The following is a 24,050-nucleotide window of genomic DNA, read 5'->3' on the forward strand; positions in this document are numbered from 1 at the left end:
ACGGCCTACTTCTTGGTATTGCCGTCCTCGTCCTTGACCTCCTCGAACTCGGCGTCGACCACCTCGTCGTCTTGGCCGCCGCCGGACTGCTCGCCACCGGCCGACTCGGCGCCGGCCTCCTCTGCCGAGCCCTGCTGGTAGGCCTTCTGGGCGAGGTTGCCGGCCTTCTCGGCCACCGCCTGGGTCTTGCGCTCGATCTCGTCCTTGTCGTCGCCGGCCTTGGCCTGCTCGAGCTCGCTGATCGCGCTCTCGATCTCTTGGCGCTCGTCGTCGCTGACCTGGTCGCCGAGCTCCGAGAGCGACTTGCGCGTCGAGTGGATCATGTTGTCGGCCTGGTTGCGGGCCTCGACGAGCTCGCGCTGGCGCTGGTCCTCCTCGGCGTGCTCCTCGGCCTCCTTGACCATACGCTCGATCTCGTCATCGGACAGCCCCGAGGAGGCCTTGATCTCGATGCCGGTCTCGCGGCCGGTCGCCTTGTCCTTGGCCGAGACGTGGAGGATGCCGTTGGCGTCGATGTCGAAGGTGACCTCGATCTGCGGCGTCCCGCGCGGCGCCGGCGGGATCTCGGTGAGATCGAAGCGGCCGAGGGACTTGTTGTCCTTGGCCATCTCCCGCTCGCCCTGGAGGACGTGGACCGTCACCGCCGTCTGGTTGTCCTCGGCGGTGGAGAAGGTCTGCTGCGCCTTCGTCGGGATCGTGGTGTTCTTCTCGATGAGCTTGGTCATCACGCCGCCGAGGGTCTCGATGCCCAGCGACAGCGGGGTGACGTCGAGCAGCAGGACGTCCTTGACGTCGCCGCCGAGCACGCCGGCCTGGATCGCCGCGCCCACGGCCACGGCCTCGTCCGGGTTGACGTCCTTGCGCGGCGCCTTGCCGAAGAACTCCTTGACCTTCTCCTGGACCTTGGGCATGCGGGTCTGGCCGCCGACGAGGATGACGTCGTCGACATCGGAGGCCGACAGGCCGGCGTCCTTGAGCGCCGTCTTGCACGGCTCCAGGGTGCGCTCGATGAGGTCCTCGACCAGCGACTCGAGCTTGGCCCGGGTGAGCTTCATGTTCAGGTGCTTGGGCCCGGCCTGGTCCGCCGTGACGTACGGCAGGTTGATCTCCGTCTGCTGGCTCGAGGAGAGCTCGACCTTCGCCTTCTCGGCGGCCTCGCGCAGCCGCTGCAGGGCGAGGTGGTCCTGGCCGAGATCGATGCCCTGGTCCTTCTTAAACTCCTGGATCAGGTAGTTGATGATCTGCTTGTCGAAGTCCTCGCCGCCGAGGAAGGTATCCCCGCTGGTGGACATGACCTCGAACTGCTTCTCGCCCTCGACCTCGGCGAGCTCGATGATGGAGACGTCGAACGTACCGCCGCCGAGGTCGTAGACCGCGACCTTCTTGTCGCCGCCCTCCTTATCGAGGCCGTAGGCGAGCGAGGCGGCCGTCGGCTCGTTGATGATGCGCTTGACGTCGAGCCCGGCGATCCGCCCGGCGTCCTTGGTCGCCTGGCGCTGGGAGTCGTTGAAGTACGCCGGCACGGTGATCACCGCCTCGGTGACCTCCTCGTTGAGGTAGTCCTCGGCGGTGCTCTTCATCTTCATGAGCGTCCGCGCCGAGATCTCCGGCGGCGCCATCTTCTTGTCCTGGACCTCGACCCAGGCGTCGCCGTTGTCGGCCTTGACGATGTTGTAGGGCATCTCCTTGATGTCGCGCTGGACGACATCCTCGTCGAAGCGACGGCCGATCAGGCGCTTGACGGCGTGGATGGTGTTCTTCGGGTTGGTCACGGCCTGGCGCTTGGCCGGCGCCCCGGTCAGGATCTCGCCGTCCTCGCTGAAGGCGACCACGGAGGGCGTAGTGCGGTCCCCCTCGGAGTTCTCGATAACGCGGGTCGTGCCCCCCTCCATGACCGCCACGCACGAGTTCGTCGTGCCCAGGTCGATGCCGATGATCTTGCCCATAATTCGCTCCTGCTAACCGTTGTCTGTGCGGGCCTGTATCGCTCTGCCCCCCTAGGTGCGGGGCGCGGCCCGTTTTTTCAAGCCCCCGGGGCGCTCGGCCGCCGGCGGGGAGGCGGCTAGGCCGTCTCGTCGACGGAGCCGCCGCCCGAGGCGGAGTCCTCCGGCTGCTTGGCGACCACCACCAGCGCCGGGCGCAGCAGCCGCTCGTCGAGCCGGTAGCCCTTCTGGACCACGTGGAGGACGGTGTTCGGCTCCTGATCCTGGCTCGGCTGGGTCGTCACCGCCTCGTGGTAGTCCGGGTTGAAGCGCTCGCCGGCGGGGTCGATCTCCTCGATGCTGAAGCGCTCGAAGACCTGGTTGAGCATCTTCAGCGTCAGCTGCGAGCCCTCGAGGAGCTTCTCGCGATCGGCCTCGGCGTCCTCGGCCGCCTGGACCCCCATCTCGAGGCTGTCCTTGACCTGCAGCAGGTCGTTGGCGACCTTCTCCAGCCCCTGGCGCTTGGCCTGCTCCACGTCCTTCTGGGCGCGGCGCTGGGCGTTCTCGAGCTCGGCGCGCAGACGCAGGACCTGGTCCCAGTTCGACTGGGCCTGGGACTGCGCCTCGGACAGGGCCGACTCGAGCTCGCCGATGCGCTGGCGCAGCGCCTCGGGATCCTCGGCGCCGGCCTCGGCCGAGTCCTGCCCGCCCTCGGCCGCCTCGGCGCCCGCCTCGGCCCCAGCGGCGGGGCCCTGCCCGGCGCCGGCGGCCGCCGCGCCGCCCTCGGCCTCCGGGGCCGCGTCGCCGCCGGGCTGCGTCTCCACGCCGGAGGACTCCTCGGCAGACCTCTGTCGTTGCTCTTCGCTCATGATCTCACTCCGCTGACTTGAAGCCGGTACAACCGCCGGCCGCCACGGCGCCCGCCGCGACGGCTAGCCGCGCGTTCGCCTTGGGGTTTGGGGATTCAGCGGGACGGATTCAAGGCCGACCCGAGAAGGCGGGCGGTCACATCGACGATGGGGATGATGCGATCGTAGGACATCCGCGTCGGCCCGATGACGCCGAGCACCCCCGCCGGCTCGCCCTCGACGGCGTAGCGGGTGGTCACCAGGGAGAGGCCGTCGAAGAGCTCGTAGCCGGCCTCCTGGCCGATGAAGATCTGCACCCCGTCGGCCGAGGCGCAGCGGTCGAGGAGGTGGAGGATATCCTGCTTGTCGGCGAAGGCGTCGAAGAGCTGGCGCAGCCGCTCGACATCCGAGAGCTCCTCGAACTCCATGAGCTTGGTCTGCCCGGCGACGACGTAGCCGTGCTCGTCGCGCTCCTCGGTCAGCGCCTTCTCGCCGACCTCGACGGCGCTGCGCATGAGCTCGTCGAGGCGCTCGCGCTCGGCGCGCATGGCGCGCAGCAGCTGCTCGCGGACGGCGGAGAGCTCCTGGCCGGCGAACTCGGCATTGAGGTAGTTGGCGATGCGCTGCAGCTCCGACTCGCCGAACTCGCGGCGGGTGTGGATGACCCGGTTCTGCACCTCGCGCTCGTTGATCACCAGGATGACGAGCACCCGCTGCTCCGGCAGCGGCAGGAACTCGATATGGCGCAGCACCGCCGACTCCCGCCGCGGCAGCGTGACCACGCCGGTGAGCTGCGTCAGCCGCGACAGCAGCGCCGAGGCCGAGTCCACGAGCCCCTCGGCCCCCTCCTCGCCGTCGGGGGCCAGCCCCTGGCGCAGGCGCTCGACGGTGGCGCGGTCCATGGGCTGGGTCTCGAGCAGGCAGTCGACGTAGAGGCGCAGGCCGCGCTCGGTGGGGACCCGGCCGGCGGAGGTGTGCGGGGCGGTCAGGTAGCCGAGCTCCTCGAGATCGGCCATGACGTTGCGCACGGTGGCCGGGCTCAGCGGCAGCTGCGCCTCGCGGGCGAGGCTGCGCGAGCCCACCGGCCGGCCGCTCTCGATGTAGCGGCGCACCAGGGTGCGCAGCAGAGTCCGCGCGCGTTGGCTCAGCTCAAGCTCGTGCGGCGGGCTCTTGGGCATCGGGCTACACCGGAGTGGCGCTGTGGGGAGAGGCTCGGTTGCCGCGTGGCGGCAGCTAGGAGCTTATCAGCGGCCCCGGACGGGGTCAATTCGCCGGATCCCCTGCAATTGGCGGGGTGCCGGCGACGTGGTACCGTTCCGCCATGACTCCTGACCCAGGCCCCTTCACGACCGTCGGGATTACCGGCAAGCCCGGCGACCCGGCGGTCCGGGAGACCGTCGAGGCCCTGCTGCCCATGCTCGCGCGCCAGGGGCACACGGTGCTCCTCGACGCCGACTCCGTCGACGCCACGGGCCTGGCGGGGGCCGCCGCCGAGCGGCGCGAGGCCCTTATCGGCGCCTGCGACTTGCTCGTGGCCATCGGGGGCGACGGGACCCTGATCCACGCCGCCCGGGCCCTCGTCGGCCGCACCGACGTGGCGCTGATGGGCATCAACCGCGGCCGGCTCGGCTTTCTCGTCGACGTCGCCCCGGACCGGCTCGACGAGGTCGAGCGGGTGCTCGCCGGCGAGCACGTCATCGACGAGCGCTTCATCCTCACCGCCGAGGTCCGCGCCAACGCCGACGACGCCCTGCTCGCCGAGGGCGTGGCCATCAACGAGGTGGTCGTCCACCGGTGGAACACGGCGCGCATGATCGAGTTGTCGACGCGGGTCGACGGCGAGACGCTCAGCCAGCACCGCTGCGACGGCTTCATCGTCGCCACGCCCACCGGCTCGACCGCCTACGCCATGGCCGGCGGCGGTCCCATCGCCCACCCCAACCTGCACGCCATGGTGCTGGTCTCGGTCTGCCCCCACACCCTGAGCCACCGGCCGCTGGTCGTCGACAGCGCCAGCCGCATCGAGGTAGCCCTCCACGAGGGCTACGTGGAGCACGCCCGGGTCAGCTGCGACAGCCAGCAGGACCTGGCCCTCGCCGCCGACAGCCGCCTGGTCGTCAAGGCCCACCCGGCCCCGCTGCGGCTCGTCCACCCGCCGGGCTACAACTACTTCAACCTCCTGCGGACCAAGCTCGGCTGGGGAGGCCGAGGGAGCCACCCCGTCCCCGACGGCGCATAGGGAGGCGCGCTGTGCTCAAGGCGATCCACATCCGCGACTTCGCCATCGTCGCCGAGCTCGACCTGGAGCTCGGCGAGGGGATGAATGCGCTCACCGGCGAGACCGGCGCCGGCAAGTCGATCCTCCTCGACGCCCTCGGGCTGTGCCTCGGCGACCGCGCCACGGCCGACACCGTCCGCCCCGGCGCCGAGCGGGCCGAGATCAGCGCGGTCTTCGAGCTCGCCCCCGGCTCGGCGGCGGCGCAGTGGCTTGCCGAGCGCGAGATGGCGGCCGAGGAGGAGGTCGCCATCCGCCGCGTCGTCCAGGCCCAGGGCCGCTCCCGCGGCTACATCAACGGCGTGCCGGTGGCGCTGCGGATGCTGCGGGAGCTCGGCGAGCTGCTCGTCGATATCCACGGCCAGCACGCCCACCAGTCGCTGCTGCGCCCCGCCGCGCAGCGGGCGCTGCTCGACGCCTACGCCGGCGCGGAGGGCGAGCGCGGGGCGGTGCGCGAGGCCTACCAGCGCCTGACCGCCATCGACCGCGAGATCGGCGAGCTCGAGGGCGCCGGCCAGGGCTACGAGGAGCGGCTCGAGCTGCTGCGCCACCAGGTCGAGGAGCTCGAGGCCGCCGAGCCGAGCAGCGAGGGGATCGCCGCGCTGGAGGCCGAGCACCAGCGCCTCGCCCACGCCGACGAGCTCATCCGCACGGCCCACAGCCAGCTCCAGGCCCTCTCCGACGACGAGGGCGCCGCCCAGGCGGCGCTCGGCCGCGCCATCCGCGAGCTCGGCGAGCGCCGCCACCTCGACGCGGCGCTCGGCGAGGCCGTCGACCTCCTCGAGACCGCCCTCGCCCACCTCGAGGAGGGCTGCCAGACCCTGCGCGGGTTCGCCGACGGGCTCGAGAGCGATCCGCAGCGGCTCGCCGAGCTCGAGCAGCGTATCGCCAACCTGCGCGACCTCGCCCGCAAGCACCACGTGGCGGTGGAGGCCCTCCCGCAGACCCTCGAGCAGCTGCGCGCCGAGCGCCACCGCCTCGAGAACGCCGGCGAGCGCCTCGAGCAGCTGCGCGCCGAGCGCGGCGAGGCCCTCGCCGCGTACCAGCGGGCCGCCGCGGCGCTCTCCAGCGTCCGCGCCGCGGCCGGCGAGCGCCTCGCCGCGGCGGTCGGCGAGCTGCTCGGCGAACTCGGCATGGCCGGCGCCGAGCTCATCCCCGCCGTCGAGCACGACCCCGACGCCCAGCCGGGCCCCGAGGGGCTCGACCGCGTCGAGCTGCGCGTGCGCACCAATCCCGGCCAGCCCGCGGGGCCGCTCTCCAAGGTCGCCTCCGGCGGCGAGCTCTCCCGGCTGGGGCTGGCGATCCAGGTCGCCACGGTGGCCCAGTCCCAGGGCGTGGCGACGCTGGTCTTCGACGAGGCCGACGCCGGCATCGGCGGGGCCGTCGCCGAGGTGGTCGGCCGGCTGCTGAGCACCCTCGGGCAGCGCTACCAGGTCCTGTGCGTCACCCACCTGCCCCAGGTGGCGGCCCAGGCGGCCCACCACTTCCAGGTCCACAAGGCGCAGGGCGAGGCGCAGACCCACGCCCGCGTGGCCCCGCTGGCCGAGCCGGAGCGCATCGAGGAGATCGCCCGCATGCTCGGCGGCCTGGAGATCACCGATCACGAGCGGGGCGCGGCCCGCGAGCTGCTCGAGCGCGGCCGCGGGAGCCGCGCCTAGGGCCGGGGCGCGCCGGAGCGGGGAAGCCTTACTGGGAGGAGACGCTCTCCTCGGGGGCGCTCGCCGCCTCCGCCGCCGCTTCCTCGGCGGCGCGGCAGTCGGGGCAGAGCCCGTAGAGGACCAGCGAGTGGCCGGTCATCCGGAACTCGCGGGCGCGGGCCGTCTCCTGCTGGCGCTTTTCGATGGTCTCGTCGACGAACTCCTCCACCCGGCCGCAGCGGATGCAGACGATGTGGTCGTGGTGCTTGGTGTCGTTGAGCTCGAAGACCGAGTGGCTGCCCTGGAAGTTGTGCCGCTCGACGATCTCGGCGGTCTCGAACTGCGTCAGCACCCGGTAGACCGTCGCCAGGCCGATATCCTCGCCGGCGTCGAGCAGGGCCCGGTAGACCTCCTCGGCCGAGACGTGGCGCTGCGGGCTCTGCTGGAGCACCTCGAGGATCTTCATTCGCGGCAGCGTGACCTTCAGCCCGGCCTTGCGCAATCCACTCGAATCCACGGCTCCCCCTCACAGGCACTGTCGATATCCACCTCTATAGGCTACCATGCGAGCCATGCCTGTAACAGAAAGATACAATTTATTCTTATTAAAGATTGTCGCCGCAGGGGCGGCCGCTGCCCTGCTCTGCGGCTGCGGGGGCGGGTTCCCCTTCGCCCGGCCGCTCGAGATCGAGCAGGGCCAGCGCCTCGAAGAGGAGGCCATCGCGCAGCTTGAGGAGGGGATGAGCCGCGCCGAGGTCGCCCGGCTGCTCGGCGAGCCGCTGCTCGAGCACCCCTTCCGCGAGGACCGCTGGGACTACCTCTACCGCTACCAGGGGGCCGAGCCGGCGAAGCAGCGGCGCCTGACGCTGCGCTTCGAGGACGGCGAGCTCGTCGGGATCACGAACCGCTGGAACGGGGAGTAGCCCGGCCCTTCCCCTCGGCGCCGCAGCCCCCCTGGCCCCGGCCGCACCCTCGGCCCTGGCCGCGGCCCTTGCCTCTCCCCTGCCCTGCGGCGCGGTTGCGCCGCGCCTGCTTGGGATCGACCTTCAGGGGGCGGTAGATCTCCACGCGGTCGCCATCGCCGAGGGCCGTGTCGAGCCCGACCACCTGCCCGAACACCCCCACCGACTGCTGCGCCAGATCGATCTCGGGGTGGCGCTCGCGCACGCCCGAGGCCTCGATGGCCTCGCCGGCGGTGCTCCCCGCCGGCAGGCTCACGGCGAGCAGCGTCTGGCGCTCCGGCAGGGCGTAGGCCACCTCGACCCGGATGGTGCCCTCCTCCGGCCGCGCCTCAGAGGACATCGCGCTCACCGTAGATCTGCCGGGCGCGCTGGCTGAAGGAGTCGACGAGGAGGTTCGCCACCTGGGTGAAGACCTTGCCGAAGGCGTAGGCCACCACGCGGTTGGAGAACTCGAACTCCATGTCCAGGGTGACCTTGGAGGCCCCCTCGCCGAGGTCGTAGAAGCGCCAGTACCCCTCCAGGCGCTGGAAGGGGCCCTCGACGAGGCGGATATCGATCATCTTGCCGTGCTGGTGGCGGTTGGCGGTGACGAAGGACTTCTCGACACCGCCCTTGGCGAAGGTCATCCGCGCCCGGGTCGTCTCCTCGCTGGTGGCGAGGATCGCGGTGTCCTTGCACCACGGGATGAACTCCGGGTAGCGCTCGACGTCGTTGACGAGGTCGTAGATCTCCTCGGCGCTGTAGGGGACGAGCGTGCTGCGGCTGATGGTCGTCATCGGTGGGTGCGCTCCAGCGGCGGTCACTGGCAGGCTATTTTCGGCGTAGCGCCGCCGGCGAACAACCCAGGGAGTTTGCGTGCTGCGCCGCGGCGGCTACAATGCGCCGCGTGAGTAAGAAAGCCGGACAGAGCAAGAAGACGGGCAGCGATGTCGTCGCCCTCAACCGCAAGGCGGGCTTCGACTTCTTCATCGAGGAGCGCTTCGAGGCCGGCCTCGCCCTCGAGGGCTGGGAGGTCAAGTCGCTGCGCGCCAAGCGCGTGAACCTCACCGAGAGCCACGTCCTCGTCCGGCGCGGCGAGGCGTGGCTGATCGGCTGCACGATCACCCCCCTGAGCACCGCCTCGACCCACATCCGGGCGGACCCGACGCGGACCCGCAAGCTCCTCCTCCACCGCCGCGAGATCGACCGCCTCGCCGGCGCCGTCGATCGCTCCGGCTACGCCGTGGTGCCGCTGCGCCTCTACTGGAAGCGCGGCGTCGCCAAGGTGGAGATCGGCCTCGGCAAGGGCAAGAAGAAGCAGGACAAGCGCGCCGACAAGAAGGAGCAGGACTGGCAGCGCCAGCGCGAGCGCCTGCTCAAGCACAAGGTCCACTAGCCCGCTCGCGCGGCCGTCCACTACCGCACGGTTGCCCGGGAACCCGCGGGGCGTTACGCTGTCCTACAGAGTGACACCGGGGGCGACATGGCTTCGACGCAGGTCGCAAAACCTGAGGTGCATGCCGAGGTTGCAGTCAACCTCGTAAAAAAGGCTGCAGTCAAAATATAGTAGCCAACGACGACAGCTACGCTCTGGCGGCCTAAGAACCCGCCAGCTGTTCCCGCTTGGTGCCTGTGCCGGGCGGTGAGCAGTCATAGACACAGGCTAGCGGTGGCCGGATAGGTCCGGTCCGGCATCGCGAAAGCCAACGGGCTCGCGGGTAGGAGGCCCTGCCGCTTGGGCGCTTACCCGTTAAAGAGAATAGAGCGGCTAAGCATGTAGTACCGAGGGTGGAGCTCCTGCGGACGCGGGTTCGATTCCCGCCGCCTCCACCAAATTCCCTTCCGATCCCTTCCCTCAAGATCCATAACTCCCTTGCAGGCCCGCCTTTTGCGGGCCTCTCTTTATGCAAGAGGTCTCTCGGGTTCCCCGAATAGCGACCTCGGTTTGTGGGTAACCCTGCGGGTAACTGCCCAATCTCTGGCGCCGCACCGAGCGCTGGATCCAGTGCCAATGGACGCCCTCGCGCCGGGCGCCGCCGAGGAAGCGGTGGGGGATGAGCCGCTCCGGGACCACCAGCCCAACCTGCTGGTGGGCCTGCAGCGCCAGCTCCGGGCGGCGCCGCTGCTGGAGCGCCGCCCAGCGGAACAGCGCCGCCTGCTCCTCGTGCTCGCTCGGGTGGCTACATCCGCCACCACACCGGCGGCGGCCAGCGGCACGATCAGCAGCTGCGCCACGGGCTCGCCGGCGCTGATGTCCACCGGATAGGCGCCGTGGTTGTGCAGCACCACGGTGATCTCGCCCCGGAAACGCCCCTCCTGCTCCGCCGTGAGCTCCCCGGCGCGGTGCTGGCCCGAGCGCTGCGGCGCCTCGCCGGCAGCGCCATCCGCCGCCGGCGCGGCCGGCTCCGGGGGCGGCTCGGGAGCCGCCTCCTGCGCTGCCGGCGCCGGCTCCGCCACCGCACCCGCCTCCCCCGAGGCGAGGCGCAGCCGGTAGACCGTCGTCCGGCCCTTACGGCCCGGCAGCCGCGCGACCAGCCCGGCCGCCTCGAGGGTGTCGAGCGCCTTGTAGACCGTCCGCCGGCCGAGGCCCGTCATCCGCGCCACCCGCGATACCGAGGGCCAGCAGACGGCCACCTGGCCGCGGCTGTGCACGCAGTCCGCCAACGCCAGCAAGACCAGCTTCGCGCTCGGCGGCACCCGCTGCGCCCAGGCCCAGCGCGTCGCGGCCAGGCTCATGGGATCCGCCGGTCACGCCGCCCGCTCACCGGGACCGAGCAGCTTCGCCGGCTCAACGCCGAGCGCCTCGGCGATCGCCTGGAGCATCTCCACGGTCACCGGCCGCTCGCCGCTCTCGATCCGGCTGATGCCGCTCTGCGCCACTCCGAGCTGCTCGGCGAGCTGCGCCTGGGTCAGCCCCGCCTGCCGTCGTGCCTGGCGGATCTGCTCGCGCATGGGGGTCCCTCCTGATGCATTTTAGTCATCATATGCACGGCCTGATGCCTACCGCAAGACATGACGGTCATCAATGCGGTATTTTATGACTCAAAGTCATAACCACGAGCGCACCATGGAGATCCTCGCCATCCGCCTCCGCAAGCTCCGCCAGAAGGCCCGGCTCACCCAGCGCGAGCTCGCCGAGCGCGCTGGCGTCCAGCAGGCGCAGCTGTCGCGGGCCGAGCGCACCGGGCGCAGCCTCTCGACAAAGGCCATGCAGGCCATCGCCTGCGAGCTCGGCACCACCCTCTCCTACCTCTACGGCGAGGAGGACGGGGAGGCAGCTGGCAGCTCCTCGCAGGCGGAATACGTACCGCCTACGGGGCCTGATACCCCGCGCGGGCTGCGCGAGATCGCCGCCAGCCCGGCGCTATGCGAGGAGCTCGATATCCAGCCGGTGGAGTGGCAGCGGCTGCTCGCCCTGGAGCTGCCGTCCGATGTCCGCCAGGAGGACTGCCTGGAGCTGCTGCTGGTGCTGCGGCGGGTGTATCGGAGGAGCGGGCGTAGCTCGCCAGGGACGGAGAAGAAGGCCCCGACCTTCGTTGGGGATGAGCCGGGGGACTAGCGACGGCCTCAGCGGTCTGCGGCCCGCTTCAACGATACCCCAACTCTCGCTGGGGATGAGCCTCCTCGGTGGCTAGCAGGTTGGACTTGTAGATCGTGCTTCAACGGAACCCCAACCGTAGTTGGGGATGAGCCTGGACGAAGGGCTGCTCGGAGCCGGTGTTGTCGATGCTTCAACGGAACCCCAACTGCCGTTGGGGATGAGCCGATCGTCGACTCGGTGATCGCCTCCGGGATCGTCCCGCTTCAACGGAACCCCAACCGTCGTTGGGGATGAGCCGCGGCGGTGGCACCCTTGCCTCATGGCGACCATCTAGCTTCAACGGAACCCCAACTGCCGTTGGGGATGAGCCCGGCGACCTCGCCGGAATGGACGACGAGGACATCGCTTCAACGGTACCCCAACTGCCGTTGGGGATGAGCCCAGCGGCTACCGCGAGGGCGACAACCCGGCGCGATGGCTTCAACGGTACCCCAACTGCCGTTGGGGATGAGCCAGCCTGGCGGCGGCTCAAGCTGGTACTCCTCTTGCCAGCTTCAACGGAACCCCAACTCCCGTTGGGGATGAGCCGGCCGCCTTATATCTACCGGAGGGACAACGCTTCTTTCGGAGCTCTGCGCGAACCCTTCTCCTCGCGCCGTGCCGCGCAGACTTACACCTCCGCGCCGAAACATAACCCGCTGATTTTTATAAATATACCCCAAGTGCGAACCTCCCCGGGTGAGCCTGGTCGCTCCCCCTTCGCACGCGCTGCCCTCTGCCGAGACCTTCCATTGAGCGGCGCTGCAGCGATCCGGTCAAGACGTCATCCGCTAGATGACCCGCCCCTTCTGCTTGGCCTTTCCCCCTCGACCGGAAGAAGATCAGAGTCTCTGGAATCCCCCCTCTCGACAGAGGGGGGAGAATCTGGCTTAGTGGCATAAGGGCCGGGTGTAGCAAGGCGCCAAGCGCTGTTGCCCACCTCGTTATCAGGGCCCACGGCACGCGACGGGTACGGATACCGCTTTCACCGCACGGATATGGCGCAGGCGATCCCCTACTTTGAGCGCCTCACTGGCGCATCCCCCTATCCCTGGCAAGTCCGGTGCTATGAGCGCCTCCTCGCGGGGGAGATCCCCCGGGAGCTGACCCTGCCAACCGGCACGGGCAAGACCTCGGTAGTGCTCCTGTACCTGCTCGCCTTGGCCGCCGGCGCCAACCTCCCCCGCCGCCTGGTTTACGTGGTGGATCGGCGGGCGATCGTGGACCAGACCACGGTGCAGCTCGAGCACTGGCTCGAGGCCCTAGCGACCATCCCGGAGCTGCAGGCGGCGCTGCACGCCTACGCGGCCTTTGCTCGCCCCAACGCGCCCGCTGTCGAGGTAGGCACCCTGCGCGGCGGCCTCACAGACTCGGGACTCTGGCGGCTGGACCCTGCAAAGCCGGCGGTCCTGGTGGGCACGGTGGATATCGTCGGCTCCCGGCTCCTGTTCGCCGGCTACGGCGACGGCCGCAGCCGGCGCCCCCTGCATGCGGGCCTGCTCGGCGTCGACGCGACGATCGTCCTGGACGAGGCCCACCTCAGCCCCGCTTTCGCCGACACGCTACGCGCCGTGGAGGGCCTCCAGGGCGACGGGCCGTTGGGGCCGCGGCTTCGGGTCATGACGATGTCCGCAACCCCACGGGAAGGCGGCGGCTCGACGCTGACCCCTGAGGATCGCGCCCATCCCGGGCTCGGGGCCCGGCTGGAGGCAGGCAAGTACCCGCAGCTCACGGAGGCCGACAGCCCCGCCACCTGGCGCCAACGCCTGCGCGACGAGGCCTTGCGCATAGAGACGGGAACGGTCCTGCTCTTCGTCCACTCCGCCCAGGAGGCGCAGCGCCTGCAGCGCGAGCTCACCAAGGCCCTCGGGAAAAGCGGCGAGCAGCGAGTCGGCCTGCTCACTGGCACCCTCCGCGGCCATGAGCGCCAGGCGCTGACCGAGAGCACCCTGTGGCACTACTTCGCCGATCCGCAGGCGGCAGGGACACCTGCAGAGCCGGTCTACCTCATCGCCACCGCCGCCGGTGAGGTGGGCGTAGACCTGGACGCCGATCATCTGGTCATGGATCTGGCGCCGATGGACGCGCTGATCCAGCGCCTCGGCCGGGTCAACCGCGCCGGGCGCCACGCCGCCAGCTCGGTGGTGATCGTCTACACGCCCAAGGAGATCCAGTACCGCCCGGAGAAGGTCGACCAGGACGCGAAGCACCGCTACGCGGCCGCCTGCGAGCGTGCCCTGGCCTTGCTGAGCGGGCAGGATCGACTCGCACCGAGCGACCTGCTGGCGATCCCGCCCGAGACCCTGGCCGAGGCGGCCTCGCCGAGGCCCCGCTCCGCACCCCTGGCAGCCGAGCGCCTCGAGCTCCTGGCGGCAACGAACGCCGACGTTCAGCTGCCGCCGGTCACCCCCTACCTGCGCGGCGTCACCGACGAGCCCGAGCCGCCGGAGGTGCAGCTCCTCTGGCGCTACGACCTGGCGCGGCTGCTCGAGTGGGGCGGGGCCGAGGCGGCGCATGAGGCCCTGACCCTCCTGCCGCCGAGCCCGCGAGAGCTGCTCAAGGCGCCGCTGCCAGCCGTCACGAAAGCCCTGGCCGACTGCGCCGAGCGCTACGGCACCTTTCAGGCCCTGCGGGTGGGCCCGGACAACCGCGCCCAGGCGGTGACCGTCTCTCCCGATTCCCGCCCCCAAGCGGCGGGCTTGGCCTACGCCACGCTCATACTGCCTGCCGAGGTGGGTGGGCTCTCCAAAGCGGGCTTCTTGGAGGGCGGCGCAGCGGGGCCGGTAACGGATCTGGCCGACGATGAGGAAGGCCTGCGCTTCGAGGCGCACAGCGATGAGCCTCCCGAAACGGTACCGAGCTGGGCCGGTCGAGCCATCCAGTGGCGGGTTCCGCTACACGATGCAGGCGACGAAGAGGCCGAGCCGCACTGGTGGGTCTACGCCCGCCGACGCCCGGATGAGCTGGCCCTGGAGGCCGACACGGAGCTCACTCGCCTGGCCCGGCAGGCGGAGACCCTGGCGGCGCATCAGGCGAGCGTAGGCGAGGCCGCCGGCCGGATCGCCCGGGCGCTAGGCCTCGAGGCTTGGGTGGTTGAGGCCCTGGAGGCCGCCGGTGAGCGCCACGACACGGGCAAGGAGGCTCGGGTCTGGCAGCGCGCCGCCGGCCAGCGCGGCTTACCGCCGCTGGCGAAGAGCCGGCGAGGCCAGTTCCGCCCCGAGCTCCTCGGCGGCTACCGGCACGAGTTCGGCTCCCTCGGCCGGGCGGAGCGGGAGCTACCCGCCGCAGGGAATGAGGCGCTGCAGCGGGAGCTGACCTTGCACCTGATCGCCGCCCACCACGGCCACGCTCGCCCGGGCTTCCCGCAGCGCCGGCAGTGGGATCCGGAGCTGCCGGACACCGTCGCGGCCTCGCTGGCACGTGAGGCCGAGCGGCGCTTCGCCCGGCTCCAGCACCACTTCGGCTTCTGGGGACTGGCTTGGCTCGAGGCCCTGCTCAAGTGTGCCGACGGCTGGGTCTCCAGCGGCTACGCCGCGCAGGAGGCATTCCATGGCTGAGCCGGTCCCGATCGATCCGAGCAACCCCGGCGAGGTGCTCGCCTGCGCCGGGCTCACCTGGCTGATCGCCCGCGAGGCGCCGGAAGCGGAGTGCGGCTTCGAGCCGGCGGGCGGCAACTGGTACTTCCACGCCCCCTTCCAGCCCCGCGCCCTCACAGAGCTCGTCGCCGAGGATCCGCAGGAAGGGGCCCAGGAGGTCATGCTCGGCGACCTGCGCCTGGACTGGTGGCAGCCGGATTACGGGCTGAACCCGGGGTTCAAGTTCTGGGCGGGCCAGCAGTCGCCCCGCTCGGTCCTGACCAATCTGATCCGCGCCGCCCGGGCCGGCGATCCCGCTGCGTGGGTCAGCGAGCAGGCGCCGACCTCTGGGAACTTCGGTGTCGACCCGCAAGGCAACTGGCACAGCCTCCGCCTGGGCTGGTCAGTGAACGAGCACCGCCACCTCCAGCATCTTCGTCGTCCCTACGTCGAGTTGCTCGCCTTCCTGGCACTGCAGCGCTTCCCGGTTCAGGGCGACCGAGAGACCGGTTTCCGCTACGCCCTGTGGGCGCCGGCACCGCTGACCCTGGCGCCACTCGCCTTCGCCGGCACCTCTCACCTCTCCCACGGGATGTGGGCGACCGAGATCGAGGACACGGGGAGCGACAAGTACAAGCAACTCAAGCCTGCCCACTTCATCGGAGAGTAACGATGGCGCGCATCCCGGATCTGCTAACGGACACCGAGGCAGCAGCGCTGCGGTTAAAACAGCCCCTGGCGCCTATGGAAGGCTGGGAATTACCTATATTTCCAGCAACTTACCCACCAGAACCTAACCGCAAAACCCACCGACATGACACTCCCTACACGGTCAATCAGCTCAAGGACGGGCGCTGGGTGGCCACCCTGGACACCGTCCAGAGCCAGGCCAATCGGATGGAGTCGACCTTCACCGAGGAGCGGGCCGACGCCATACCCCGGGTGACGATCACCGCCGGCGAGCGCACGGTGCCGCTGACGGAGCTGCCGCACCGGCTCGCGGACGCCGCAATCCGTACTAGCGACCTGCAGAAGGAGATCCGCGAGGTCTTCGAGGCCATGGATGCCGGCAACCCGCTCCCGGTCGCCCAACTCTCCCCGACCTCCCTGGTCTACGGCGCCTGGGACAGCCGGGATACGCGGGTGAAGATCCGGCGGCTGATCCGTAGCGAGATCTACGCCTGGGATGTCGACGTCTTCACCCGCTCGGCGCAGTTCGCCGCAACCTTCTCCCGCGAGGACCTCGAGTTCAGCGAGCAGGAGTGGAAGAAGGGGGCGGAGGTCGGCTTTGCGCCCACGCCCTCGGTGGATCAGCACGGCGGCGTGATGGTCCACGGCGCCATCCAGCAGATCGCCACCCTGCACCTCGGCGAGTGCCGCAAGCGCGAGCGGGCCTGCTCCGGCCTAGGCCAGTACATCCTAGGCCTGGCGCTGGCTGGGCTCTGGCACGGGGGCCGCGAGTACGACCTGCGCACCGGCTGCTGGCTGGTGCCGGACGGCACCCCGAGCCTGGCGGTGGTCCGCCGGGACGGCCGCCGCGAGGCGATCGAGTTCGGCGCCGAGGAGGTCGAGAACTTCCTCGAGGATACCGCCCTGCCGGCGGCCCGCGAGCTCGGTATCCGGCCCGGAGAGACCGTGCGCGAGGCGCAGTACGATCCCAAGGCGGGCAAGAAGCTGGTGCAGAAAGGGGCTAAAGAGTGACATGCCGATTCTGCACCTGACAGTCCACTGGCTCGCCGATGCGCCGGGCCAGCCGAGCTACCACGGCGAGGAGTGGCCCCCCTCCCCTGCGCGCCTCTTCCGGGCGCTGCTCGCCGGCGCCTGCCAACCCGGCGGCGCCGGGCAGCGCGGGGTCGCCGCGCTGCAGCGCCTGGAATCGCTCGAGCCCCCAGTCATCCTCGGACCAGCGCCCGAGCGGCTAGCCCCGGTACGCACCTCCGTCCCCAACAACGACGGCGACCAGGTGATGGATGCCCACCACCGCGGCCGACCGGCGCAGGCGCGTCGACGGGAGAGCAAACTGCGGACCATGCGCCTGCGCCAGCCCTGGTCCGTCCCCGGGCCGGTAGAGTACCGGTGGCACTGCCCCGAGCCCGATCCGGATCCGGCGGCCTTCGACCTCCTCGCCGAGGGCCTGACGCTACTCGGCCAAGGCGCTGACCTAGCGACGGCCACGGCACGATGGCAAGAGGTGGAGGAGCCGCGGTGGGGATACCAGTGGGCGCCGGACTCGACCTTCGGCGCGGAGCTCATGGCAGTCCCGCGCACCGGCGAAGTAGACCGGCTTGAGGCCGCCTACCAGCAGAGCCGCCAGCGCATCCGGGGCGGCCGTGTGGCCGGCGTCGCGGAGCCCCCGGCCACTCGGGTCGCGTACCGGGATCCGCTGGCGCCGCCGGCGCTGCGCTTCCAGGCCTTCAACCTCCGGCTGCCGGACGATTCAGGGCCGCTGGCAGTCCCGGGCGGGGAGGCAATGCGCGTGGCAGGGATGACGCGCCACGCCGTCCACGAGGCCGCCCGGCTCAGCGGGCTCGACGAGGCGACAATCGCTGGCCTGCTCGGCCACGGGGATCCCGAGCAACGGCTCTACATCGCCCCGGTACCGAACGTCGCCCACCAGTGGGCCGACGGTCGCGTGCGGCGGGTACTCATCGCCGCTTCGCCCGCCCTACCGCAGGCGGTCTGGGACGCCGTGCTCTTGCGCCTGACGGCCGCCGAGCTCATCGACCGCGACCGTCGTAGCGAGGCCAAGGGCCTCCTCACGCCCGTACCCCGGCTTTCCGACGACAAGCTGCTGTGGCGCTTCCTGGAGAAGAGCACAAGCTGGACGGCGGCCTCGCCGGTGGTCCTGCCGGGTTTCGATACCCGCCGGGGGAAGCCCCGGCCCGCCAAGGCGGCGCGGCGCCTGCTGCGCTACGCCGGGATCCCCGAGGAGGCAGTTCGGCGGATCCACCTGAACAAGGCCCCCAGCATCCCCGGGGTCTGCTCTACCGGGGGCGTGGAAGTCCCGCACTACCTGAGCAGCTACCCGCGCCTCTTCCCGACGCTCGAGTTCCACCAGCCCGTAACAGGCCCGCTTCTGCTCGGTGCTGGCGCGGGAGCCGGGCTGGGGTTACTCACGCACGGCTGAAAGGACCCCAACCTTCGTTGGGGAGAGCTTCCAGCTGCCAACGGTAGGGCTGGTGGACGACCATTCTTCAACGGTACCCCAACCGTCGTTGGGGATGAGCCAGGATGCGGTTGGCCTTGGCGTGGCCGGTGGTGTCGCTTCAACGGTACCCCAACCGTCGTTGGGGATGAACCGATCAGCTGGCGCAGGATGCCGTGGTCGATGCTCGGGCTTCAACGGTACCCCAACCGTCGTTGGGGATGAGCCCTCCCCGGCTTGGTTGAGCTTCAACCGGGTTCCGGGGCTTCAACGGTACCCCAACCGTCGTTGGGGATGAGCCGGCAGCGACCACGCCGGGCGTGCGCCGCTTCATCAAGCTTCAACGGTACCCCAACCGTCGTTGGGGATGAGCCAGCCGGCGCGGCATGTCCTCGGGTAGATGCTGCCCGCTTCAACGGAACCCCAACTCCCGTTGGGGATGAGCCGGCCGCCTTATATCTACCGGAGGGACAACGCTTCTTTCGGAGCTCTGAGCGAACCCTTCTCCTCGCCCTGTGCTGCGCGGGCTTACGCCCCCGTGCCAAAACACAAGCCACTGATTTTCAAAGAGAGTTCCCAAGTGCGAACCTCCCCGGGTGAGCCTGGTCGCTCCCCCTTCGCACGCACCACTTCTCATTGGGCGGCGTCGCTGGGATTCCGTCAAGCTGAGCTCAGCTGGCGGATTCCATCCCCCATGCCTGTACTGGCCCATCACTCCCGCGTCCTCCACTCCGCGGCAGGGGCCTCCTGGGCCGCGAGCACCGCGGTCCTGAAAAGCGGATCCGCCGAGTGCTCGGTATAGCCGCGGCGCAACCGAGCGCGGTAGTAATGCGCCACGCGGCGCTGGGCGCTCTCGAGATCGGCAAAGACCTCAACGCGGTATTGCCCTCTGCCCCGGCTCCCAATTCGCCCCCAGCGGCGCACTAGCCGGATGGGGGCGAAGAGGTCGCGTTCCAGGGTGAGCGTGTAGAAACGCCGAATCCCGCGCGCGGGCTCGATGCGCACCAGCTCCAGGGTCCACTCAGGATAGCCAGGTGCCATCGCCGTGCGCCCCCCAAAGACGGAACCATCCCGGGGCGACGGGCGCCAGCAGCTTGGCCCTTTCGCGGCCTTGGCCGAAGGTCAGCGGTAAGAAATCGGCGAGGCCCAGGCGGCCCCGCGCGATTCTCTGTTTACCCGGCGCTCTGCTCGGGGATGCGCAGCTCCTCGATATCACCGCCGGCCTCCTCCCAGGCCTGGACCCACTTCGGCTTGCGGCCGCGGCCCGTCCAGGTCATCGAGCTGTCCTCGGGATGCCGGAACTTCGGCGGCACCTTGCCCTTGCTCTTGCCCTTCGGGCCCTTCGTGGTGTCGGCCTGCGCTAGCAGATCATCGACGTTGAGCCCGTAGCGCTGCGCGACCTCGCGGATCTCCTGCTGCGCCTGCTTGCGCGCCTCCTTCTCGCGGCGCTTGCGCTCCTGCTCGAGGGCCTTCTCGACCTTCTGCAGGCCCGGAAGGCTGAGCTGCTCGAGGCCCTCCTGGATCGAGTCGAGGACGGTCTCTTCGGAAGCCGGAGACTCGAATACGGATTCTGCCATCACTTCAAACCTTGACTGAGGGATTTCAGAAACGATTTTACAGCAATCCCAAACGGTTTATTCAAGCCCCATTATCGAAGAATCCGAACCGATATCAAATCGAGCAACACCACGACTCACCAAAATGGTGTCGGGAGGAGCACTGCTACCCGCCTTACAGCGGATAAACCTTGTTCCCGGTGCTAGGTCTCAAGGAATGGCTCCCCCACCACATGGAACAGGGCCAATCCGTGATAGGAACCCCAGATGACGGTGACGAAAGAGACCAGGCGCAGAACTCATCAGCGGTAGGGAGGGAACACCCACGAGCGGCCACATATGCCAAGGCGAAGCAGCCTTGGGGCGCGGCCGTCGTTCAGGCCGGCTTCCGGCGCCGCCCGGCCGCGGTGGCCTTCGCCCGTGCATGGGGCTGGTGGTGCGGCTGCCGGCTGGCGCTGCGTCGGCGCTCGTCAGCCGGCGCCACGGTGTGGGCCGTCTCCGTGCCGGCGCACTGGCCTGAAAAGCCGCAGAGAAGATCCATAATACAAGTACCAGGGCGATACCAAACGAGGCCTCCACCATGGCGTACGCAGCCTCCCGCGTGATGGTGGTCGCCGCGTTCCTAGCCCTATTCGCGGGGGCCTTGAGCGGCGCGGCCGCGCAGTCAAAACCGCTTACGGCCGCGGAGTCCGACCCGCAAGCGCTCCGCTGGATGGAGGGCTTCCCGCCCCCCGCGTCCAAGTTGATCAGGCAGCCGGAGTCGAACTTCTTCAGCTTCCCCAAGCTGCGCTGGAGCGTCTGCCACCTCCGCGAGCTCCTGCCCACCGAGCAGGTGAGCCGGGGCCTCGGCGCGCCGGCCCCCTTGGCGTACGCGCGGGACGAGCAGGCCATCGACGCGCTCACCTTCACGCCCCTCGGCGCTACCGAGGAGATGACCTTCGAGGAGGCGCTGTCGGCCAACTACACCGACGGGATCCTGATCCTCCACCAAGGCGAGGTCGTCTACGAGCGGTATCTCGGCTGCCTCGACGAGGCCGGTAAGCACGGGGCAATGTCGATGACCAAGTCGCTGATCGGGCTGCTGGCCGAGATCCTGATAGCGGAAGGCACGCTGGATGAGGGGCGCCGGGTCTCCTCGATCGTCCCGGAGCTCGCTGACAGCGGCTTTGGCGACGCCACGGTGCGGCAGGTCCTGGACATGACGACGGGGATCGCCTACAGCGAGGACTACTCCGACCCGGACGCCGATATCTGGCGCTACTCGGCAGCCGCGAGCCCGCTGCCCAAGCCCCCGGCGTACGAGGGCCCCGACGGCTACTTCGAGTACCTCCAGACGGTCCCGCCCGAAGGCGAGCACGGCCAGGCCTTTCACTACAGGACGGTCAACACCGACGCGCTCGGCTGGATCCTCTCGCGCGTCAGCGGCCAAGCGGTGACCGAGCTGCTCTCGGAGCGGCTCTGGAGCCGGATGGGGGCCGAGCAGGACGCCTACATGACCGTCGACGGCAAGGGCACGCCCTTCGCCGGCGGGGGGCTCAGCGCGGGGCTGCGGGATCTCGGCCGGGTCGGCCTTCTCATGCTCGATGGCGGCGAGATCAACGGCGAGCGGCTCTTCCCCGCCGAGGTGGTCGAGGGCATCCGGGCGGGCGGCAGCAAGCGGGCCTTTGCGAAAGGCGGCTACGAGACGCTCGCGGGCGGGAGCTATCGCAGCATGTGGTGGGTGCTTCACAACGACCACGGCGCTTACGCAGCACGCGGCGTGCACGGCCAGACGATCTATATCGACCCCGCCGCGGAGATGGTGCTCGTCCGCTTCGCGTCCTTCCCGACCGCGAGCAACGCGGACATCGATCCGACCTCTTTGCCGGCCTATCAGGCCGTGGCCGAGTACCTGCTATCGAAGGCGCGTAGGCAGCCTCGCCGGTAGCTCGGCCCGTGCCAGGCCCCCGCGCGCCCGCGGGAGCTGCGCCGCCGACCGGCGGCTCTCATAGGCGAGATCTATGGCCTACCCCGCGTCCGCGGGGATAGCCTACCCCCCTTATCTTCACGGATTATGGAGCGCCACCCCGCCGACGGGCGCCCAGATGGGGTATGAGTCCCCACTCGCGCACCAGCGCCGGGCTCTGCTGCCGGGCCTGGTACAAAAGGAGAGACCCATGACCGAGGCCACCGAGACCCTGGAAGACCGCCTGTCGCGGATTCACCTGGCGCTGGAGAGCGAGCGGCTCGACCACGTCGATGGCGTGATCGCGGATCTCGAGCCCGCGGAGATCGCCCTGCTCCTGGAGTCGCTGCCGCCGGCAGCACGATTGCGCCTGTGGGAGCGCGTCCCCGGCGAGATCGACGGTGAGGTGCTGCTGCACGTGCGCGATGAGGTGCGCAGCACCCTCATCGAGGACATGGACCACGCCGAGATCGTCGCTGCCGCCACCGGGCTGGACACGACCGACCTGGCCGAGCTCTTCGAGGACCTGCCCCAGCAGGTGGCCGAGGACATGCTGCGCTCCATGGACGAGCAGCAGCGGACGCGCCTGCAGGAGGCGCTCGCCTTCGAGGCGGATAGCGCCGGGCGATTGATGCGTACGGACGCCATCGCCGTGCGCGCGGATGTCAGCCTCGAGGCTGTGCGGCGCTTCCTGCGCCTCAAGGAGGAGGTACCCGATAACACCCACGCCCTGATGGTGGTCGACCGCGATGGCCTCTTCGTGGGGACCCTGCCGCTGGCACGGGTGGTCTCGCACGACCCGGAGGTGGCTGTAGCCGAGCTGATGGCTACCGATGTGGATAGCATCCCGGTGACCATGAGCGCCCGTGACATGGCGACGCTCTTCCAGACCCACGACCTGGTCTCCGCCCCGGTGATTGACGAGGCTGGCAGGCTGCTTGGCCGCGTCGTCATCGACGACATCGTCGATGTCATCCGCGAGGACTCCGAGCAGGCGTTGATGAACATGGCCGGCCTGGACGAGGAGGAGGACCTTTTCGCCCCGGTGCTGCCCAGCGCCAAGCGCCGGGCGGTATGGCTCGGCATCAACCTGGCGACGGCCTTTCTCGCCGCCTGGGTCATCGGCCGCTTCGAGGATGCCCTGGACAAGATTGTGGCACTGGCCGTGCTCATGCCCATCGTCGCTAGCATGGGCGGCATCGCGGGCAGCCAGACCCTGACGCTGGCCATCCGCGGCCTGGCGCTAGGCCAGATCAGCCGAATCAACAGCGCGTGGCTGCTGCGCAAGGAGGTCGGTATCGCCGCCCTCAACGGCCTGCTGTGGGCGCTGGTGGTCGCCGTCCTGGCCGTGCTGTGGTTCGGCAGCCTCGGGATCGGCGTCATCATCGCGGCTGCCCTGGTGATCAATATGCTGGCCGCCGGCGTTGCGGGGATCGTCATCCCGCTGCTCCTCAAGCGCTCGGGGATCGACCCCGCCCTCTCGGGGTCCGTGATCCTGACCACGGTGACCGACGTGGTGGGCTTTATGTCCTTCCTGGGGCTGGCCACCGTCTTCCTGCTCTGAGCTCGTCTCCGAGCCCGCCGCTGTTGTGGCTGCGGCGCCCCCTGTCATCAGCTCCGCGGGGTGGGGGAAGCCGCCGGCGGTGGAGCGCTGGGAAAGCGCGAGCCCCACCGCCTCGGGCCTCAGCCGCCTCGGCCAGCGCAGCTGCTGGACCAGCCAGCGGCCCGCTGCGCGTGCCTTCGTATTCGGCACGAGCGCTCCTACATACCCCGCCTCGAACCACCCCGCCCCGGCCTGGCGCTCGAAGTGCTGCGCTCCCCAGTGGCGCAGCCACCGGCGCATGGCCCGGCGCCCCAGGAAGCGCCGACTGCGCTGCTCGGAGTAGATCCATACCTCGAGGCCGTAGGCAAGGCAGTCGAGCAGCCACCCAATGGCCCCCTCTACGGGTTTCCCCGTTAGCCGGCGGGTCCCCCGTCCTCCGGCATCACTGCCGTAGAGGATCCCGTCAAAGTCGCAGAGGATCTCTCGCCTGACCGTCACGATCACCTTATCCAAGACCCACCCTACCCCCCTTAGGTACTACTCATCCTCGCCCGCCGACGGGCGGATATGGGGTCAGTATAGGATGTTTACAAGCGAGGAGACGCTGTGGGCCGGCGCGGGAAGGAGTACGTCGGCGAGGAAGCTATACTTTTTAATAAGAGAACAGTGCAACGGAATGGATGCTGGGCTGCCCTTCCCTGCTAGCTTAGGAGACCGGCTCATGGGCAAGCTCTTCGAGCCCGAGACCTACAATGAGGTGTACGCCCGGCGGCTCTACCGTCGGGAGATCGAGCGGACACTGCGCCACGCCCAGCGCCTCAGCCCCACACCCAAGACCTCGGACCTGCTAAACGAGGCGGAGGTTGAGGCCCTCGAGCAGCTCCTGCGTGAGCTCTCGTAGCGACCCCCCAGGGGGGGCGGGGTATAGCCCAAAAAAAAGCCCCCATAGCTTATGGGCTATGGGGGCTTGGTTTGTAGGGGGCCTGGCGATGACCTACTTTCGCACGGCGTTTGCCGCACTATCATCGGCGCTGAGCGGTTTCACTGCCGAGTTCGGAATGGTGTCGGGTGGTTCCCGCTCGC

22 protein-coding genes, 1 rRNA gene, 1 other RNA gene and 2 CRISPR repeat arrays are annotated in these 24,050 nt (G+C 69.7%); of the genes, 13 read left to right on the plus strand and 11 right to left on the minus strand.

Going from position 1 to position 24,050, the window contains the following annotated elements; translation table 11 throughout:
- Window positions 1-5 precede the first annotated feature (5 nt).
- The 3 genes from dnaK to hrcA form a co-directional block, all read right to left on the minus strand.
- On the minus strand, window positions 6-1,946 hold the full coding sequence (gene dnaK / locus CKO13_RS00635) for a molecular chaperone DnaK (RefSeq protein ID WP_200255791.1): 1,941 nt from the start codon (window positions 1,944-1,946) through the stop codon (window positions 6-8).
- Window positions 1,947-2,062: 116 nt separating this feature from the next.
- Entirely contained in the window at window positions 2,063-2,791 is a 729-nt protein-coding gene (gene grpE, locus CKO13_RS00640; RefSeq protein ID WP_200255793.1) for a nucleotide exchange factor GrpE, read from the minus strand.
- Window positions 2,792-2,886: 95 nt separating this feature from the next.
- Window positions 2,887-3,948, minus strand: a complete 1,062-nt coding sequence (gene hrcA, locus CKO13_RS00645) for a heat-inducible transcriptional repressor HrcA (RefSeq protein ID WP_200255795.1) — start codon at window positions 3,946-3,948, stop codon at window positions 2,887-2,889.
- A 143-nt stretch (window positions 3,949-4,091) separates the two neighbouring features.
- Here hrcA and CKO13_RS00650 point away from each other — a divergent pair, with 143 nt between their 5' ends.
- Both CKO13_RS00650 and recN read left to right on the plus strand, forming a co-directional pair.
- Window positions 4,092-5,009 (plus strand): NAD(+) kinase, encoded by a 918-nt coding sequence (locus CKO13_RS00650; RefSeq protein ID WP_200255797.1) that lies wholly within the window; start codon window positions 4,092-4,094, stop codon window positions 5,007-5,009.
- An 11-nt stretch (window positions 5,010-5,020) separates the two neighbouring features.
- A complete protein-coding gene (gene recN / locus CKO13_RS00655; RefSeq protein WP_200255799.1) occupies window positions 5,021-6,703 on the plus strand; it encodes a DNA repair protein RecN in 1,683 nt (560 codons plus the stop codon).
- A gap of 28 nt (window positions 6,704-6,731) precedes the next feature.
- On the opposite strand, the gene fur is transcribed toward recN, so the two are convergent.
- Window positions 6,732-7,199 carry a ferric iron uptake transcriptional regulator gene (fur, locus tag CKO13_RS00660; RefSeq protein ID WP_200255801.1) on the minus strand — a complete coding sequence of 156 codons (468 nt, stop codon included), beginning with the start codon at window positions 7,197-7,199 and terminating at the stop codon, window positions 6,732-6,734.
- Between the two features lie 55 nt (window positions 7,200-7,254).
- Here fur and CKO13_RS00665 point away from each other — a divergent pair, with 55 nt between their 5' ends.
- Complete coding sequence (locus CKO13_RS00665) at window positions 7,255-7,605, plus strand: outer membrane protein assembly factor BamE (RefSeq protein WP_200255803.1); 351 nt, start codon at window positions 7,255-7,257, stop codon at window positions 7,603-7,605.
- Here CKO13_RS00665 and CKO13_RS00670 read toward each other — a convergent pair.
- Both CKO13_RS00670 and CKO13_RS00675 read right to left on the minus strand, forming a co-directional pair.
- On the minus strand, window positions 7,580-7,984 hold the full coding sequence (locus tag CKO13_RS00670; RefSeq protein ID WP_200255805.1) for an RnfH family protein: 405 nt from the start codon (window positions 7,982-7,984) through the stop codon (window positions 7,580-7,582). The genes CKO13_RS00665 and CKO13_RS00670 overlap by 26 nt on opposite strands.
- Window positions 7,974-8,420 carry a type II toxin-antitoxin system RatA family toxin gene (locus CKO13_RS00675; protein WP_200255812.1) on the minus strand — a complete coding sequence of 149 codons (447 nt, stop codon included), beginning with the start codon at window positions 8,418-8,420 and terminating at the stop codon, window positions 7,974-7,976. Before CKO13_RS00675 ends, CKO13_RS00670 begins: the two co-directional genes overlap by 11 nt.
- 101 nt (window positions 8,421-8,521) lie before the next feature.
- Between CKO13_RS00675 and smpB the strand changes: the two genes are divergently transcribed.
- Entirely contained in the window at window positions 8,522-9,019 is a 498-nt protein-coding gene (gene smpB / locus CKO13_RS00680) for an SsrA-binding protein SmpB (RefSeq protein WP_200255820.1), read from the plus strand.
- Window positions 9,020-9,097: 78 nt separating this feature from the next.
- Window positions 9,098-9,456: a transfer-messenger RNA gene (gene ssrA, locus CKO13_RS00685) on the plus strand.
- 69 nt (window positions 9,457-9,525) lie between these two features.
- On the opposite strand, the gene CKO13_RS13040 is transcribed toward ssrA, so the two are convergent.
- Together CKO13_RS13040 and CKO13_RS00695 are read right to left on the minus strand one after the other, a co-directional pair.
- On the minus strand, window positions 9,526-10,359 hold the full coding sequence (locus tag CKO13_RS13040) for a helix-turn-helix domain-containing protein (RefSeq protein WP_200255822.1): 834 nt from the start codon (window positions 10,357-10,359) through the stop codon (window positions 9,526-9,528).
- Between the two features lie 12 nt (window positions 10,360-10,371).
- The gene (locus CKO13_RS00695) at window positions 10,372-10,575 is read right to left on the minus strand and encodes a helix-turn-helix domain-containing protein (RefSeq protein WP_200255824.1); all 204 of its coding nucleotides are present in this window, start codon (window positions 10,573-10,575) and stop codon (window positions 10,372-10,374) included.
- Between the two features lie 85 nt (window positions 10,576-10,660).
- Between CKO13_RS00695 and CKO13_RS00700 the strand changes: the two genes are divergently transcribed.
- From CKO13_RS00700 to csb2, 5 genes are all read left to right on the plus strand, one after another.
- Entirely contained in the window at window positions 10,661-11,182 is a 522-nt protein-coding gene (locus tag CKO13_RS00700; protein WP_200255826.1) for a helix-turn-helix domain-containing protein, read from the plus strand.
- Between the two features lie 25 nt (window positions 11,183-11,207).
- A CRISPR array of direct repeats spans window positions 11,208-11,752; the repeat unit is 37 nt; unit sequence GCTTCAACGGTACCCCAACTGCCGTTGGGGATGAGCC.
- 449 nt (window positions 11,753-12,201) lie between these two features.
- Entirely contained in the window at window positions 12,202-14,760 is a 2,559-nt protein-coding gene (gene cas3g / locus CKO13_RS00705; protein ID WP_200255827.1) for a type I-G CRISPR-associated helicase/endonuclease Cas3g, read from the plus strand.
- Entirely contained in the window at window positions 14,753-15,448 is a 696-nt protein-coding gene (locus CKO13_RS00710; protein ID WP_200255829.1) for a hypothetical protein, read from the plus strand. Before cas3g ends, CKO13_RS00710 begins: the two co-directional genes overlap by 8 nt.
- Window positions 15,449-15,450: 2 nt before the next feature.
- Complete coding sequence (cas7g, locus tag CKO13_RS00715; RefSeq protein ID WP_200255831.1) at window positions 15,451-16,479, plus strand: type I-G CRISPR-associated RAMP protein Csb1/Cas7g; 1,029 nt, start codon at window positions 15,451-15,453, stop codon at window positions 16,477-16,479.
- A 1-nt stretch (window position 16,480) separates the two neighbouring features.
- Window positions 16,481-17,905 (plus strand): type I-G CRISPR-associated protein Csb2, encoded by a 1,425-nt coding sequence (gene csb2 / locus CKO13_RS00720; protein ID WP_420827048.1) that lies wholly within the window; start codon window positions 16,481-16,483, stop codon window positions 17,903-17,905.
- A 65-nt stretch (window positions 17,906-17,970) separates the two neighbouring features.
- Window positions 17,971-18,366: a CRISPR direct-repeat array (repeat unit 33 nt; unit sequence CTTCAACGGTACCCCAACCGTCGTTGGGGATGA).
- 268 nt (window positions 18,367-18,634) lie between these two features.
- Here the strand turns inward: csb2 and CKO13_RS13045 are convergent.
- On the minus strand, window positions 18,635-18,964 hold the full coding sequence (locus tag CKO13_RS13045; protein ID WP_207132028.1) for a WGR domain-containing protein: 330 nt from the start codon (window positions 18,962-18,964) through the stop codon (window positions 18,635-18,637).
- A gap of 131 nt (window positions 18,965-19,095) precedes the next feature.
- Window positions 19,096-19,500 carry an H-NS histone family protein gene (locus tag CKO13_RS00730; RefSeq protein WP_200255835.1) on the minus strand — a complete coding sequence of 135 codons (405 nt, stop codon included), beginning with the start codon at window positions 19,498-19,500 and terminating at the stop codon, window positions 19,096-19,098.
- A 721-nt stretch (window positions 19,501-20,221) separates the two neighbouring features.
- On the opposite strand from CKO13_RS00730, the gene CKO13_RS00735 reads away from it, so the two are divergent.
- From CKO13_RS00735 to CKO13_RS00745, 3 genes are all read left to right on the plus strand, one after another.
- Window positions 20,222-21,406, plus strand: coding sequence for a serine hydrolase domain-containing protein (locus CKO13_RS00735; protein ID WP_242467818.1), 1,185 nt, complete (start codon window positions 20,222-20,224; stop codon window positions 21,404-21,406).
- Window positions 21,407-21,635: 229 nt separating this feature from the next.
- Entirely contained in the window at window positions 21,636-22,988 is a 1,353-nt protein-coding gene (mgtE, locus tag CKO13_RS00740) for a magnesium transporter (RefSeq protein WP_200255843.1), read from the plus strand.
- 700 nt (window positions 22,989-23,688) lie between these two features.
- On the plus strand, window positions 23,689-23,868 hold the full coding sequence (locus CKO13_RS00745) for a hypothetical protein (protein WP_200255844.1): 180 nt from the start codon (window positions 23,689-23,691) through the stop codon (window positions 23,866-23,868).
- 80 nt (window positions 23,869-23,948) lie between these two features.
- On the opposite strand, the gene rrf is transcribed toward CKO13_RS00745, so the two are convergent.
- Window positions 23,949-24,050 (minus strand): 5S ribosomal RNA (gene rrf, locus CKO13_RS00750); the annotation flags it as partial.

Source organism: Halorhodospira neutriphila, assembly GCF_016584055.1.
Taxonomy (GTDB): domain Bacteria; phylum Pseudomonadota; class Gammaproteobacteria; order Nitrococcales; family Halorhodospiraceae; genus Halorhodospira; species Halorhodospira neutriphila.

Excerpts from the sequence above, each read along its gene's own strand:
- dnaK (WP_200255791.1), bottom strand. The coding sequence starts at position 1,946 with ATGGGCAAGATCATCGGCATCGACCTGGGCACGACGAACTCGTGCGTG.
- grpE (WP_200255793.1), bottom strand. The coding sequence starts at position 2,791 with ATGAGCGAAGAGCAACGACAGAGGTCTGCCGAGGAGTCCTCCGGCGTG.
- hrcA (WP_200255795.1), bottom strand. The coding sequence starts at position 3,948 with ATGCCCAAGAGCCCGCCGCACGAGCTTGAGCTGAGCCAACGCGCGCGG.
- CKO13_RS00650 (WP_200255797.1), top strand. The coding sequence starts at position 4,092 with ATGACTCCTGACCCAGGCCCCTTCACGACCGTCGGGATTACCGGCAAG.
- CKO13_RS00665 (WP_200255803.1), top strand. The coding sequence starts at position 7,255 with ATGCCTGTAACAGAAAGATACAATTTATTCTTATTAAAGATTGTCGCC.
- CKO13_RS00670 (WP_200255805.1), bottom strand. The coding sequence starts at position 7,984 with ATGTCCTCTGAGGCGCGGCCGGAGGAGGGCACCATCCGGGTCGAGGTG.
- CKO13_RS00675 (WP_200255812.1), bottom strand. The coding sequence starts at position 8,420 with ATGACGACCATCAGCCGCAGCACGCTCGTCCCCTACAGCGCCGAGGAG.
- smpB (WP_200255820.1), top strand. The coding sequence starts at position 8,522 with ATGCGCCGCGTGAGTAAGAAAGCCGGACAGAGCAAGAAGACGGGCAGC.
- CKO13_RS13040 (WP_200255822.1), bottom strand. The coding sequence starts at position 10,359 with ATGAGCCTGGCCGCGACGCGCTGGGCCTGGGCGCAGCGGGTGCCGCCG.
- CKO13_RS00695 (WP_200255824.1), bottom strand. The coding sequence starts at position 10,575 with ATGCGCGAGCAGATCCGCCAGGCACGACGGCAGGCGGGGCTGACCCAG.
- CKO13_RS00700 (WP_200255826.1), top strand. The coding sequence starts at position 10,661 with ATGACTCAAAGTCATAACCACGAGCGCACCATGGAGATCCTCGCCATC.
- cas3g (WP_200255827.1), top strand. The coding sequence starts at position 12,202 with ATGGCGCAGGCGATCCCCTACTTTGAGCGCCTCACTGGCGCATCCCCC.
- CKO13_RS00710 (WP_200255829.1), top strand. The coding sequence starts at position 14,753 with ATGGCTGAGCCGGTCCCGATCGATCCGAGCAACCCCGGCGAGGTGCTC.
- cas7g (WP_200255831.1), top strand. The coding sequence starts at position 15,451 with ATGGCGCGCATCCCGGATCTGCTAACGGACACCGAGGCAGCAGCGCTG.
- csb2 (WP_420827048.1), top strand. The coding sequence starts at position 16,481 with ATGCCGATTCTGCACCTGACAGTCCACTGGCTCGCCGATGCGCCGGGC.
- CKO13_RS13045 (WP_207132028.1), bottom strand. The coding sequence starts at position 18,964 with ATGGCACCTGGCTATCCTGAGTGGACCCTGGAGCTGGTGCGCATCGAG.
- CKO13_RS00730 (WP_200255835.1), bottom strand. The coding sequence starts at position 19,500 with ATGGCAGAATCCGTATTCGAGTCTCCGGCTTCCGAAGAGACCGTCCTC.
- mgtE (WP_200255843.1), top strand. The coding sequence starts at position 21,636 with ATGACCGAGGCCACCGAGACCCTGGAAGACCGCCTGTCGCGGATTCAC.
- CKO13_RS00745 (WP_200255844.1), top strand. The coding sequence starts at position 23,689 with ATGGGCAAGCTCTTCGAGCCCGAGACCTACAATGAGGTGTACGCCCGG.